The sequence below is a fragment of the Microbacterium sp. cf332 genome, from assembly GCF_900102175.1.
GTDB lineage: Bacteria > Actinomycetota > Actinomycetes > Actinomycetales > Microbacteriaceae > Microbacterium.
The window spans coordinates 1019438-1032197 of sequence record NZ_FNKN01000001.1 but is presented as its reverse complement, the minus strand read 5'-3'; the positions used below and the strand labels follow the sequence as shown (position 1 = coordinate 1032197).

The 12760-nt window shown below is 72.5% G+C and carries 13 protein-coding genes; 6 read left to right on the top strand and 7 right to left on the bottom strand.

From position 1 onward, the window contains the following. Positions 1–2: 2 nt before the first annotated feature. From BLT21_RS04910 to BLT21_RS04900, 3 genes are all read left to right on the top strand, one after another. Positions 3–758, top strand: a complete 756-nt coding sequence (locus tag BLT21_RS04910; RefSeq protein ID WP_091499964.1) for an NAD-dependent deacylase — start codon at positions 3–5, stop codon at positions 756–758. Between the two features lie 36 nt (positions 759–794). After that, a complete protein-coding gene (locus tag BLT21_RS04905) occupies positions 795–1880 on the top strand; it encodes a winged helix DNA-binding domain-containing protein (protein WP_091499962.1) in 1086 nt (361 codons plus the stop codon). Positions 1881–1990: 110 nt separating this feature from the next. Further along, positions 1991–2446 carry an SRPBCC family protein gene (locus BLT21_RS04900; protein ID WP_091499959.1) on the top strand — a complete coding sequence of 152 codons (456 nt, stop codon included), beginning with the start codon at positions 1991–1993 and terminating at the stop codon, positions 2444–2446. Positions 2447–2512: 66 nt separating this feature from the next. Here BLT21_RS04900 and BLT21_RS04895 read toward each other — a convergent pair whose 3' ends face one another. Further along, complete coding sequence (locus tag BLT21_RS04895; RefSeq protein ID WP_091500693.1) at positions 2513–2728, bottom strand: hypervirulence associated TUDOR domain-containing protein; 216 nt, start codon at positions 2726–2728, stop codon at positions 2513–2515. A 133-nt stretch (positions 2729–2861) separates the two neighbouring features. Between BLT21_RS04895 and BLT21_RS04890 the strand changes: the two genes are divergently transcribed. Continuing rightward, on the top strand, positions 2862–3686 hold the full coding sequence (locus BLT21_RS04890) for an SDR family NAD(P)-dependent oxidoreductase (RefSeq protein WP_091499957.1): 825 nt from the start codon (positions 2862–2864) through the stop codon (positions 3684–3686). Positions 3687–3799: 113 nt separating this feature from the next. Beyond that, positions 3800–5038 (top strand): NAD(P)/FAD-dependent oxidoreductase, encoded by a 1239-nt coding sequence (locus BLT21_RS04885; protein ID WP_091499954.1) that lies wholly within the window; start codon positions 3800–3802, stop codon positions 5036–5038. On the opposite strand, the gene BLT21_RS04880 is transcribed toward BLT21_RS04885, so the two are convergent. The 3 genes from BLT21_RS04880 to BLT21_RS04870 are packed head-to-tail and all read right to left on the bottom strand — an operon-like array spanning position 5022 to position 7314. Further along, positions 5022–5654: a DUF2238 domain-containing protein gene (locus tag BLT21_RS04880; protein WP_256335914.1), complete on the bottom strand. Its 633-nt coding sequence runs from the start codon at positions 5652–5654 to the stop codon at positions 5022–5024. The genes BLT21_RS04885 and BLT21_RS04880 overlap by 17 nt on opposite strands. Then, positions 5651–6508: an endonuclease/exonuclease/phosphatase family protein gene (locus BLT21_RS04875; protein ID WP_176786807.1), complete on the bottom strand. Its 858-nt coding sequence runs from the start codon at positions 6506–6508 to the stop codon at positions 5651–5653. The genes BLT21_RS04880 and BLT21_RS04875 overlap by 4 nt, the downstream gene beginning before the upstream one ends. Further along, entirely contained in the window at positions 6505–7314 is an 810-nt protein-coding gene (locus BLT21_RS04870; RefSeq protein ID WP_091499949.1) for a glycosyltransferase family 2 protein, read from the bottom strand. The genes BLT21_RS04875 and BLT21_RS04870 overlap by 4 nt, the downstream gene beginning before the upstream one ends. Positions 7315–7397: 83 nt before the next feature. On the opposite strand from BLT21_RS04870, the gene BLT21_RS04865 reads away from it, so the two are divergent. Continuing rightward, positions 7398–9182, top strand: coding sequence for an NYN domain-containing protein (locus BLT21_RS04865; protein ID WP_091499947.1), 1785 nt, complete (start codon positions 7398–7400; stop codon positions 9180–9182). A gap of 66 nt (positions 9183–9248) precedes the next feature. Here BLT21_RS04865 and BLT21_RS04860 read toward each other — a convergent pair whose 3' ends face one another. The 3 genes from BLT21_RS04860 to BLT21_RS04850 form a co-directional block, all read right to left on the bottom strand. Next, positions 9249–10751: an MATE family efflux transporter gene (locus tag BLT21_RS04860; RefSeq protein WP_091499945.1), complete on the bottom strand. Its 1503-nt coding sequence runs from the start codon at positions 10749–10751 to the stop codon at positions 9249–9251. 148 nt (positions 10752–10899) lie between these two features. Beyond that, positions 10900–12060: a sensor histidine kinase gene (locus BLT21_RS04855; protein ID WP_371113419.1), complete on the bottom strand. Its 1161-nt coding sequence runs from the start codon at positions 12058–12060 to the stop codon at positions 10900–10902. After that, complete coding sequence (locus BLT21_RS04850; protein WP_091499942.1) at positions 12057–12725, bottom strand: response regulator transcription factor; 669 nt, start codon at positions 12723–12725, stop codon at positions 12057–12059. Before BLT21_RS04850 ends, BLT21_RS04855 begins: the two co-directional genes overlap by 4 nt. Positions 12726–12760: the final 35 nt, after the last annotated feature.

Below are 12760 nucleotides of genomic sequence, written 5' to 3'. Positions count from 1 at the left end.
CCGTGGCCCGGATCGTCGTCCTGACCGGGGCGGGTATCTCGGCCGAGTCCGGCATCCGCACCTTCCGTGCCGCGGACGGGCTGTGGGAGGACCACCGGATCGAGGACGTCGCGACGCCCGAGGGATACGCCGCCGACCCGGCGCTCGTGCACGCCTTCTACGACGAGCGACGGCGCGCCGCGCGGGCCGCTCAGCCCAACGCCGCCCATCGGGCGCTCGCCGAGCTCGACGAGCGGATGCCGGGCGAGGTCCTGATCGTGACGCAGAACATCGACGACCTGCACGAGCGCGCGGGGTCCTCGCGCGTCATCCACATCCACGGCGAGCTCGGCTCGGCACGCTGCGAGGAGTGCGGCCGCCGGATGTCGTGGACGCGCGACCTCGCCGGGCGGCCCGCCTGCCCGGCGTGCGGCGCCCGGGCGCTCCGGCCCGACGTGGTGTGGTTCGGCGAGGCCGTGTATGCGCTCGACGAGATCTTCGGCGCGGTCGCGCAGAGCGAGCAGTTCTGGGTCATCGGCACGTCCGGCGCGGTGACGCCCGCCGCCTCGCTCGTCGCGCTCGCCGCAGAGGCGGGCGCACGCACCGCCCTTCTCAACCTCGAGGCCCACGACGACGTGCGGCTCTTCGACGAGGTCGTGCTCGGCCCCGCCACGACGACGGTCCCCGCCTTCACCTCACGGATCCGCGAGACCCCACGCGCGCCCCGAGACCCTGGCGCCGCCCCGCCGTCTCGGGGCGCAACTGGGGTCTCGCGGTGAGGGGGAGGGTCGGGGGCCGGGAGTAGCGTCGGGGACATGGAACCGCACCGGCTGACCCGCGACGAGGCTCGTCGTATCATCGTGCGGGCGCAGCTGCTCGAGGCCGACCGCCCCGGCGACGTGGTCGAGGTGGCCGAGCAGATCGGCGCGATCAAGATCGATCCGACCGCGGTCATCGCGCCCAGCGAGCAGGCGATCCCGTGGGCGAGGATCGGCTGGGGCTACGAGCCCGGACAGCTGACGAAGGCCGTCGAGGACGACCGGCAGCTGTTCGAATACGCCGGCTCCTTCCATCCGACGAGCATGCTGCCCGCGATGCGGGTGCGGATGCGGATGCGGCCCGTGCGCGAGAGCACCGCCGCGTGGCTCGAGGCCAACGCCGTGTTCCGTGCCGACGTGCTGGCGCGGCTGCGGGCCGACGGGCCGCTGCCGGCCTCCGAGATCCCCGACACCGCGGCGGTGCCCGCGGGGAACGACAGTGGCTGGTACAGCGACAATCAGGTTCCTCGCATGCTCGACCTGCTCGAGCGCCTCGGCGAGGTCGCGGTCGTCGGCCGGGTCGGGCGGCTTCGCCGCTGGGATGTCGCGGAGCGCGCGCGTGGTCCGGAACCCGACGAGCTGACGTACGACGAGGCCGGGGCGATCCTCGACGAACGACGTCTGCAGGGGGCGGGGCTCGCGCGCCAGAAGTCGTCGTGGTCGGGCGTCGGCATGGCCGGGGTCCCCGCGGTCGTCGAGGGCAGCTCGTGGAAGTGGCGGGTCGACCCGCGTGCGCTCGAGGCGATCGACGACGACCCCGGCGGGCGGGTCGCGCTGCTGAACCCGTACGACGGGATGCTGTTCGACCGCCCGCGTCTCGTCGAGGCGTTCGACTTCACGTACAAGCTCGAGCAGTTCGTGCCGAAGGCGCAGCGCGTCTACGGCTACTTCGCCCACCCCATCCTGTGCGGCGACCGGTTCATCGGCCTCCTCGACGCGGCGCTCGACAAGCCGAAGGAGCATCTCGTGGTCGCGGCGCTGCACGAGCTCGTGCCGTGGGATCCGGAGGAGCGCGACATGGTCGAGGCCGAGGTGCGCGACCTCGCCGACTGGCTCGGGGTGCCCGTCCGGGGGCTCGACTGACCGCTCGCCCGGCCTACCAGCCGCTCGCCGAGGTCGCAAGGCGGTCGCGACGCCCCGCGCGACGGCGAAGCATGGTGGCAGCCCCGAAATCGAAACGAAAGGAGCCGCCCATGGCTCGCATCATCGAGACCATCGACGTCGACGTGCCCGTCTCCGTCGCCTACAACCAGTGGACGCAGTTCGAGTCGTTCCCGCACTTCCTCAGCTTCGTGGAGTCCGTCACCCAGCAGGCCGACGACCTCACGCACTGGAAGGTGAAGATCGGCGGGGCCGAGCGCGAGTTCACCGCGAAGATCACCGAGCAGCACCCCGACGAGCGCGTCGCGTGGAACAGCGTGAGCGGCAAGGACGAGCACGCGGGTGTCGTGACCTTCCACAAGCTCGGCGACACCGAGACGCGCGTCACGGTGCAGCTCGACTGGACGCCCGAGGGCTTCGTCGAGTCGGTCGGCGCGGCCATCGGCATCGACGACCACGCGGTGAAGAAGGACCTGACCCGCTTCAAGGAGTTCATCGAGTCGCGCGGTCACGAGACCGGCGAGTGGCGCGGCGACATCGAGAACTGATCTCGCCTCGCAAGGCGTCGAAGGGCCCCTCCGGCCAGCGGAGGGGCCCTTCGACGTGGTCGCGCCTCAGCTCTTCAGCTTGCGCAGCGCCGATCCCTTGTGGGCGGCCTTCTCGCCGCTCTTCTCCGACTCGACGATGAAGGCCGGGTCGTCCGACGACGCGGTGAACTTCTGCCCGTCGAACTGGAAGTCCTTCTCCTTCTTCTCGACGACCGTGCCCTGCGTGCGCCCCTGCGAGGTGCCCCAGCTGACGCGGTCGCCCTTCGAGAGTTCCTGAGCCATGGCGGCTCCTTCCGTTGCCTGGTGGATGCCGCGATCCTGACGTGCGTGACCCGCCGCGAAGAAGTCGTTGACACAGACGCCCGCGATAAGCCAGCGCTCCCGCCCGCGCCCGTGAGCCTGCCAGACTGCGGTCATGCGCACGATCGTGATCACGGGAGCCAGCGACGGGATCGGGGCGGCCGCGGCCCGCCGCCTCGCCGGGGAGGGGAACCGCGTCGTCCTCGTGGGCCGGTCGCCCGAGAAGACCCGGGCCCTCGCGGCCGAGCTCGATGCCCCGTTCCACCTCGCCGACTACGCCGAGCTGGCGCAGGTGCGACGTCTGGCCGCGGAGCTCGGTGACGCCTACCCGCGCATCGACGTGCTCGCCAACAACGCCGGCGGGATATTCGGGCCCCGCGCCCTCACGGTCGACGGATTCGAGCAGACGTTCCAGGTCAATCACCTCGCCGGATACCTGCTCACGAACCTCCTGATGGACCGGCTCGTCGAGAGCCGGGCTTCGATCATCCAGACCGCGAGCGCGGCGGCCCGCCTGTTCTCGCGCTTCGACATCTCGGATCTGAACGCCGCCGGCCGCTACTCGGGCCGGGTCGCTTACGGCAACGCCAAGCTCGCCAACATCCTCTTCACGCGCGAGCTGCAGACGCGGTTCGGCGATCGGGGCGTCTCGGCGGCCGCGTTCCACCCGGGCGTCGTGGCGACGCAGTTCGCGGCGAACGTCCCGGGACCGTTCCGGTGGATCTACCACAACCCGCTCGCATCGCGCCTTCTCACGACGACCGACGAGGGCGGCGCGCGGCTGGTCTTCCTCACCGACGGTGTTCCCGGCCGCGACTGGGTGCCCGGCGCCTACTACGAGCACGATCGGCCCACCCGCTCGCACCGCGACGCGACCGACGCGGACCTCGCCCGCGAGCTGTGGGATCGCAGCGCCGAGATGGTCGCGCTGACCTCGTGACCCGCCGGGCCGGGGATCGGGCGGCACCGTTCGCGCCCGCTCTCGCCTAGACCGCCGAGGCGGGCGGCGCAACCACCCGCGTCGGCAGCGCCGACGCGCCTAGCGTTGTCGGCATGGCGACGGCAGACGCAGGACCGGATCCGCAGGCGACGCGATCGACGAGCGGACACCATCGGGTGATCGTGGTCGGCGGCGGCAACGGGGGAGTCTCGGCCGCCGCCCGTCTGCTGCGCCGCGGCGTGAGCGACATCGCGCTGATCGAACCGCGCGACACTCACGAGTACAAGCCGCTGTTCTCGCATGTCGCGGGCGGCACGGCGCGCATCAGCGAGACGCTGCGTCCGCAGCGCGCGGTGATCCCCGACGGCGTCCGCTGGGTGCAGGATGCCGTCGTCTCGGTCGATCCCCGCCGCGCGACGGTGCGACTGGCCGGCGGGGAGGAGCTCGGATACGATCACCTCGTCCTGAGCCCCGGGATGCAGAAGGACTGGGCCAGCGTGCCGGGTCTGGCCGAGTCGATCGGCACGGGGGACGTCACGACCCACTACGAGGGGGACCTCGCCGCCCGCACATCGCTCCGCCTGCGCGACATCCGCCGGGGCACCGTCGTGTTCACGCAGCCCGCTGGGCCGTCGTCGTGCGCCGGGGCGGCGCAGAAGCCGATGTACCAGGCGTGCGACTACTGGCAGCGGACCGGTGTGCTCGACGACATCCGGGTCGTGCTCGTCGTTCCCGAGAGCAGCGTGTTCGGCATCCCGGCCTTCGACCGCGAGATCCAGCGCGCGATCGACCGTTACGGCATCGAGCTGCGCACCGACAGCGCCCTCATCGAGGTCGACGCAGCCGCATCCGAGGTTGTCATCGGCTCTCCCGCCGGCATCGAGCGCATCCGCTTCGATCTCGTGAATGTCGTGCCCCCGCAATCGGCGCCCGACTGGGTCGATGCTTCGGGGCTCGCAGCCCCGGACGACGCCGACGGGTTCGTCGACGTCGACCCGGAGACCCTGCGCCATCGACGTTACGGGAACATCTGGGCGCTCGGGGATGCGGCGGCCACCACGAACTCCAAGAGCGGCGGAGCTCTGCGCAAGCAGACGATGGTCCTCGCGAAGAACCTCGCTGCCGTCCTCTCGGGCTCCGAGCCGCGGGCCCGCTACGACGGATACGGGGTCTGCCCGATGACGGTCTCGCGGTCGAGCGTCGTGTGGGCGGAGTTCGGACCGTCGGGAGAGCTCATGCCGACGATCCCGTTCTTCCGCCGGATGTACCGCGAGAGCGGGCTGTCGTGGTTCTTCGACCGGCGCGTGCTGCCGTGGGTCTACTGGAACCTCATCCTCACCGGGAGGGTGTGACCACCGGCGCGGCCCCGCGTGCATCCGGCCGATGCTCCGCGGTCAGACGCACGCGCGCGATCAGGATGCCCGCGACGAGCGAGCCCACCCCGCCGACGACCATGTCGCCGATCGTGTCGTCGTACGTGACGTGGATCGAGTCGACGAAAGCCTTGCCGACCCACTCGACCATCTCCCAGACGGCGCTGAGAGCCAGCCCGAACGCCGTCGTCACGACGACGCCCACCCGGGCCCGGAACCCGGCTCCGCCCGGCAGCGGCACGATGTCGACGCCCGCCGCGACGAGGTAGGCGAGCATCGCCAGCACCGCGGTGCAGGCGAAGTGCATGGGGATGTCCCACGCGGGGACCACGCGGTAGAGATCGACGACGTTGCTCCACGCGGCGACGAGCACCGTGACTCCGCTGGCGATGTCGAGTGCGGGCCGCACACCGATGAATCGCGGCGCGACGAGCGCGGGCAGGGCGAAGGCGAGGATGCCGGCATCCGTCGGCTGGAACCAGACGACGGCGACGAGGATGCTCACGACGCCGCACAGCCGCACGGCGTCGGCGACCCAGGCGCTCGGCGTGCGCGCGGGGCGCAGGAAGTTCTCGATCATCACGGGGTGGCTCACGAGGTCTCCTCGTCGAGCCGTAGCAGCACGTGCACGCCGAAGTGATCGGACGGTGCTGCGCCGCCGACCGTGCGTGTGTCGACGGCGGCTCGTGTCACCCGCGCCGCGCGGTCGACCGCGATCCAATCGATCGGCCCTTTGCGGATGCGGCGGGGGTGGTAGCCACCGTAGGTGTCCCACAGGGCCGTCGTCCGTTCTTCTGCGGCATGCCACGCATCGATCAGGTCGCCGCTGAAGAGCGCGGCCAACGGGGCCGACCCGGGCCCGGCGTTCATGTCGCCCATCACCAGGACGGTACCGGGTGCGTCGGCGGCGAGGTCGCGCAGCAGCCAGGCGGAGCGCAGTCGCGACCGGGCGGAGAAGACGTCGAGGTGCGTGTTGATGACGGTCACGGTCGCACCGGTGGTCCGGTCGCGGAACACCGCCCGGACGGCGATGCGCGGTACCGGGTTGCCCCATGACGACGAGCCGGCCACGGCCGGTGTCTCGGAGAGGGCGAGCTGGGCGTGACCGACGAGCTCGACGCGGTCGCCGTCGAAGAAGACGGGGCACCCCTCGCCGCTCCCGTCCGCATCGCGGCCGCGTCCGACCGATCGGTAGGAGGCGCCGAGGGCGTCGCGCACGAGCGCGGCCTGGTCGGGCATCGCTTCCTGGGTTCCCAGGATGGCGGGGGGATCGGCTCGCAGCACCGCCGCCAGGCGCGGCGCGCGTACCTTCCAGCGGTCGTTGGGAGGCCAGGTCCGCCCGTCGATGCGGCGGCGGATGTTCCAGGTCGCGACGTGGAGATCGCGAGGGTCGACGCCGGCGGGCTCGAACAGCGGGCTGACGATCGTCGAGCCGCCCCGCACGGTCACGGCAGCCTCTCCGCGGCGGCCGGCTCCGGGCCGTCGGGCAGCGGGCGCAGCCCGCGACGCAGACGGCGCGCCAATCGCCGATGCGGCAACTCGTCGGGCCAGTGCGAGACGACGGTGTGGAACCCGCGGGCCACGCGGGTGCGGAACGACCGGCGGTCGTCGAATGGTCTCATCGAGATGCCCATCCCCGCGCGTCGCGCGTATCCGATCCGATGCTGCGCGCCGAGGTGGAAAGCCAGGTCGAAGTCGTCGTGCACGTGCGCGTCGGCCCGGTGCACCTCGGCGCTCACGCTGCGCCAGGCCGTGCGCCGGAAGGCGAGATTCGAGCCGAACAGCGGCAGATGACCGAGCGCCGCGAACCCCAGCAATGCATAGAGCCCCAGGTAGGTCGCCGCGAGCGGGGCCCGCAGGACCCGCGGCCCGTCGACGAACCGGGCGCCGCCCGTCAGAACGGCGACGTCGGGACGACGGGCGAAGTCGCGGCGGAGGTCGGCGATCCAGGTGGGGCCCGGCAGCGAGTCGGCGTCCAGACGCAGGACGAGCTCGCCCGTCGCGTGGTCGTATCCCGTCGCGGCTGCTGCGGGGATGCCGGCCGTCGCGCAGGCGACGACTCGCGCGCCGGACGCGCGGGCGATCTCGGCCGAGTCGTCGCATGAGGCGTTGTCGACGACGACGACCTCGTCGGCGGGCTCGCTCTGCGCGGCGAGAGCGTCAAGACAGCGTCGCAGCATCACCGCGTCATCCTTCACCGGGATCACGACCGAGACGGTCTGACGGCGAAGCGGGGGCCGGAGCTCGAGTGTCATCAGCCCTCACCGTACGTCGGTCCCGTCGCCGGAGGGAACGGCTTGACAGTGATCCGGCGGCGGGTCAGTGACATGCTGGACGCATGCCACAGCAGAGCGACCTCCTCGCCGTCCTCGTCGATGCCGACAACGTCTCGCCCTCGCGCATCGGGGGTGTCCTCGCCGAGATCGCCACGTACGGCACGGCCTCGGTCAAGCGCATCTACGGCGACTGGACCAAGTCGCAGCTGCGGGGATGGAAGGATGCCGCGAGCGAGCACGTCATCCAGCCGATGCAGCAGTTCGACAACACGACCGGCAAGAACGCCACCGACAGCGCGCTGATCATCGACGCGATGGATCTGCTCTACACCCGACGCTTCCAGGGGTTCTGCATCGTCTCGAGCGACAGCGACTTCACCCGCCTGGCCTCGCGCATCCGCGAGGAGGGAGTGACCGTCTACGGATTCGGGGAGCGCAAGACGCCCGAGGCCTTCCGAAACGCCTGTGACCAGTTCACCTATCTCGAGGTCCTGGGAGTGATCGACGAGCCCGATGCCGCACGATCGACGACGTCGGCGCGGTGGACCACTGCGGCGCTGCGCGGCGACGCACGTCTGGTCGCTCTGCTGCGCAGCGCGGTCGAGACGGCGTCGGCCGACGACGGCTGGTCGGACCTCGGCACGGTCGGCCAGCTCATGCGCAAGCAGCAGCCCGATTTCGATCCGCGCAACTGGGGTTATGCCAAGCTGTCCGACCTGCTCAAGGCCGTCGGACTGTTCGCGATCGAGTCGAAGCCCGGAGGGATGTCGATCCGTCCGAAGGCCGCGAAAGGCGGCAAGGGCGCCGGTGAGGTGCGCACGACGGATGCCGCCGAGGCTGCCGCTCCGACCGCTGCAGTCGACGGCCCGGAGGCCGCGGACGAAGCCGCCCCGGCAGCCGGTACCGGCAGGTCGCGCCGCAAGCCCGCGCGAGGACAGGGAGCGTCGAGCGCCCCGGCGAGCGGCGAGACGCCCGCCGCCGATGCCGCCGGGCCCGGCGACGGCCGACGGGCCGATGACGAGGGCGGTGCCTCCGCCCGGTCCGAGTCGGGGACCGTGACGGCCGGCGGATCGGGCCGCAGCCGTCGACCGATGATCGAGCAGCTGACGCTCGGGGCTGCCCTCGACGCCGCGCTCGACGCCGTATCGACCGCCGCGCGGGCGAACGACCGCGCCGCGGATCCCGGCGACGTATCGAGCGAGCGGGAGCCGTCGGACGTCGCCGCAGCGGCTGCATCCGAGGTCGCGCGACCGGCCGAGACGCCGGAGGCCGCTGCATCCGGCGACCGCCGTGGAGCCGCGGATGCGTCCGGCGACACGGGCGGCGCCGCGCCGGAGGCCGAGGCCGAGGCCGCCGCAGACGAGGCACCCAGCGCGGGGCGCGGCGCGAAGAAGGCCGCGGCGCCGAAGAAGGCACGTGCTCCGCGCCGCGCCAGCGCGGGCAGCACGGCGGACGCGGCTCCGGCGGACGCCGACGGCGGGGGTCCGGCCCCCGACGTCTCGGAGCTCGCGTCCGGCGACGGTCCGGTCCGAGCCGCGACGGGTCGCGGCGCCGGCCGTGCCCGATCGGCGAGGAAGACCGCCGTCGCCCTCGAAAGCGCGGAGGCGTCCACCACCGCACCCGCCGCCGGGGCGGCCGTCGCCGACGTCTCGGCCGGGGGCGATGCCGCGGCGCCGACCGAGCGGCCGAAGCGCGCCCCGCGCAGCCGTGCGGCCAAGGCCGTCACGGCCGAGGCCACCGCTGAGCCGGCTCCGGTCGCTGCGACGCCGCCCGCCGATGCCGAACCCGGCGAGCGGCCCAAGCGGGCACCCCGCCGGGCGTCACGCCCCGGTTCCGTCGCGGGCTGAGTCTCGCGCGCCGCGCTCATGGCGCCGAGACCCGGCGCGGCGCGCGGGGGCTCGACCGTCTCGTGGTCAGCGGGCTGAGGAGCGGCGGCGTCTCCGGACAGGCCCCCGGCGTCGTGATCCGCCGAGGATGACGGGCACCGGCTGCGTCACCACGGCATCGACCACCATCGAGCCGCTCGCCGGGCCCACGACGGGCACCGGCGTCGTCGCGGTCGAGATGTGGTCGACGCGGGCGATGGGCATCGTCGCCAGTTCGCGGCGGGCGCGGACATACGCCGGCACCAGGATGACGACGGCGCCGAGCCACGCCAGAGGATTGCTCCAGGCGACGCCGGCGAAGCCGATCAGCGCGCCCAGCACGACGGCCGCACCGGTGCGCATGAACAGCTCGACGATGCCGGTCACGGTCGGCACGAGGGTGTGACCGAGTCCCTGCAGCGCGCCGCGCAGCACGAACAGCACGCCGAGCGCCGTGTACGTCGCGCCGTTGATGACGAGCATGAGCGCGGCGAGCGAGACGACCTCGTCCGCACCGTCGCCGACGAACAGCCGCACGAGCGGCGTACCGAAGGCGATGAGCACCACGCCGAGTGCGACCGCACCGACGATCGCCATCCACGTCGCCTGGGCGACGCCCTGTCGGATGCGGTCGGGCCGGCCGCCGCCGTAGTTCTGCGCGACGAACATCGACACCGCGAGGCCGAGCGACTGCAGGAGGGCGACGGCGAGGCCGTCGACGCGCGACGCCGTCGTGTAGGCGGCCACCGCATCGGCGCCGAGCTCGTTCAGCCGCACCTGGACGGCGAGCGTGCCGATGGCGATGATCGACGCCTGGAATCCCATGGGCAGCCCGAGTCGCAGGTGCACGGCGAGGTCGGCCCGCGTCACCCGCCAATCGGCACGCTGCATGCGCAGGACCGGGATGCGGCGCCGGATGTAGTCGAGGCAGAGCGCCACCGAGAGCGCCTGTGAGACGACGGTGGCCAGCGCTGCGCCGCCGACTCCCCAACCGAGGGGGCCCACCATGAGGACCACGAGGGCGACGTTGATGACACACGCCACGGTGAGGAAGATCAGCGGAGTGCGCGAGTCGCCGATGGCGCGGATGATCGCGGCGAGGTAGTTGAAGAACATCGTCGCGGAGGCGCCGAGGAAGCTGACCACGGCGAACGCCGTCGCGTCGTCGAGCAGCTCGGCGGGCGTCTGCAGCAGCTCGAGGAGCGGACGCGAGAGGAACGGTGCGACGACGGTGAGCACGACGCTGGTCAGGGCCGTCAGCGTGGCACCCGCGGCGACCGAGCGGCGGACCGCGGCATGATCGCCCGCGCCGAACGCCTGCGCCGTCGGGATGGCGAAGCCCGAGGTCAGCCCCCACGAGAACCCGATCAACAGGAACAGCATCGAGCCCGTCGCGCCCACCGCGGCGAGCGAATCGACGCCGAGCCAGCGGCCGACGACGACCGCGTCGACGATGTGGTACATCTGCTGCACCACGTTGCCGATGAGCAGGGGCACCGAGAACGCCAGGATGACGCGCCACGGGCTGCCGGTGGTGAGGGTGCGGGACATCGCGAGGTCTTTCGGAGGGGGCGGGCACGACAACGGCGGTGCCCGGGCACCGCCGGGATGAGTCTATCGAATCGATTCGAGATCGTCCATGGACTGCCGGGCGAGCGCCCGTCCCGGTGCGGAGCACGTCGCCGGCATCCGGAATGCGTCAGGCCGCAGGCAGGGTGACGCGCACGACGAGTCCGCCGCCGTCGCGCGCGGCGAGGTCGAGGTCGCCGCGGTGGCTGCGGACGATCGTCGAGACGATGGTGAGCCCCAGCCCGACGCCTCGGTCGGCCGCCGCGCGCGTCCGCCCGCCCGCCCGTACGAACGGCTCCGTCAGGGTCGCGACCCGATCGGCGTCGATGCTCGGGCCGGTGTTCGCGACCTCCACGACGGCGGCACCCGCGGCGCTCCTGCGCGTGCGCACCTCGACCTGGCCGCCGCGGGGGAGGTTGTGCACGAGGGCGTTGTCGATCAGGTTCGCGACGAGCTGGCGCACCAGCGGTGCGTTCCCGCGTGCCGCGGCCTGGCCGAGGTCGAGACGGATCGCCGGAGCCTCCGAAGCCCACGCCTCCCGGTCGCGACGGATGTCGGATCCCCGCAGATCGGCGACCGTGCCGACCGCACCGACCGCGGCGGCCTCGCGCACGTCGGTGGTGACCTGCTCGACGAGGGCGGCGAGGTCGATGCGCTCGAAGGCGAGGCCGGTGCGGCCCGCTCGCGCCAGGTCGAGCAGCGCCTCGGTCGTCGCGATCGCCCGCTCGTTGGTCTCGGCGACCCGGCTGAGTACCCGGTCGACGTCGCGCCCGTCCGGGTCCGCGCGCGCCACCTCGACGATGGTGCGGATGACGGCGTGCGGGGTGCGCAGCTCGTGCGAGGCGTTCGCGGCGAACCGCGACTCCTCCGCGACGGCGCGCTCGACGCGATCGAGCATGTCGTCGAAGCCGTCCGCGAGGTCGGTCAGCTCGTTGCGGCGACCGGGCAGCGCGATGCGACGGTGCAGCGATGCGGCGTCGGCGCTCCCGACGACGTCGGTGATGCGTCCGAGCGGCGCGAGCATCCGGCCCGCGAGCACCCAGCCGCCGGTCAGGCCGATGGCGGCGAGCCCGGCGAGAGCCCACCAGGCGTACTTGGCGAACACCTCGACGAGGGCGTCGCGCCCGGGCGCCCAGCTGCCCGTCTCCTGGCTGAGGAGATCCCCGGTCGGCACGAAGCGCAGCGCCAGCAGCCCCACGGCGAACAGCACGATCCCGGCGACGACCAGGAACCCCGCGTAGCTGAGGGTCAGGACGACCCGCAGCGACGGCCCCCGTCGACGGACGATCACCGGTCGGGTTCCGACATCCGGTACCCGACCCCGGGCAGGGTCTCGATGATCCACGGTTCGCCGAGTCGCTTGCGCAGGGTCGAGATCGTGATCCGGACGGCGTTCGTGAACGGGTCGGCGTTCTCGTCCCACGCGCGTTCCAGCAGCGTCTCGGCGCTGATGACCCCGCCCCCGGCGCTCACGAGCACATCGAGCACCGCGAACTGCTTGCGGGTCAGCGCGACGTAGCGTCCGGCGCGGTAGACCTCCCGGCGGAAGGGGTCGAGCCGGAGGTCGCCGAACTCCCGCACCGGGGGAGCCGCGGCCGAGGGGCGTCTCGCCAGCGCCCGCAGGCGCAGCACGAGCTCGCGCATCGCGAACGGCTTCACCAGGTAGTCGTCCGCCCCCGACTCGAACCCGGAGGCCTTGTCGTCGAGGCGGTCGGCGGCGGTGAGCATCAGGATGCGGGGCGCCGCGGGCCGCACCGACAGCTCACGCGCGATCTCATCGCCGCTCGGCCCGGGGATGTCGCGATCCAGCACGACGACGTCGTAGGGGGTGAGCGAGAGCTGCTCCAGGGCGGTGTCGCCGTCGCCGGCGAGGTCGGCAGAGATCGCCTCGAGCCGCAGGCCGTCGCGGATGGCCTCGGCGAGGAAGAGCTCGTCCTCGACGATCAGCACACGCATGGCACCCAGGATAGGCGGGGGCGGATATCGCGGGC

Bases quoted from the DNA above. Each gene is read 5' to 3' on its own strand.
- BLT21_RS04905 (WP_091499962.1), top strand. From the start codon at position 795: ATGGAACCGCACCGGCTGACCCGCGACGAGGCTCGTCGTATCATCGTG.
- BLT21_RS04900 (WP_091499959.1), top strand. From the start codon at position 1,991: ATGGCTCGCATCATCGAGACCATCGACGTCGACGTGCCCGTCTCCGTC.
- BLT21_RS04895 (WP_091500693.1), bottom strand. From the start codon at position 2,728: ATGGCTCAGGAACTCTCGAAGGGCGACCGCGTCAGCTGGGGCACCTCG.
- BLT21_RS04890 (WP_091499957.1), top strand. From the start codon at position 2,862: ATGCGCACGATCGTGATCACGGGAGCCAGCGACGGGATCGGGGCGGCC.
- BLT21_RS04885 (WP_091499954.1), top strand. From the start codon at position 3,800: ATGGCGACGGCAGACGCAGGACCGGATCCGCAGGCGACGCGATCGACG.
- BLT21_RS04870 (WP_091499949.1), bottom strand. From the start codon at position 7,314: ATGACACTCGAGCTCCGGCCCCCGCTTCGCCGTCAGACCGTCTCGGTC.
- BLT21_RS04865 (WP_091499947.1), top strand. From the start codon at position 7,398: ATGCCACAGCAGAGCGACCTCCTCGCCGTCCTCGTCGATGCCGACAAC.
- BLT21_RS04860 (WP_091499945.1), bottom strand. From the start codon at position 10,751: ATGTCCCGCACCCTCACCACCGGCAGCCCGTGGCGCGTCATCCTGGCG.
- BLT21_RS04850 (WP_091499942.1), bottom strand. From the start codon at position 12,725: ATGCGTGTGCTGATCGTCGAGGACGAGCTCTTCCTCGCCGAGGCCATC.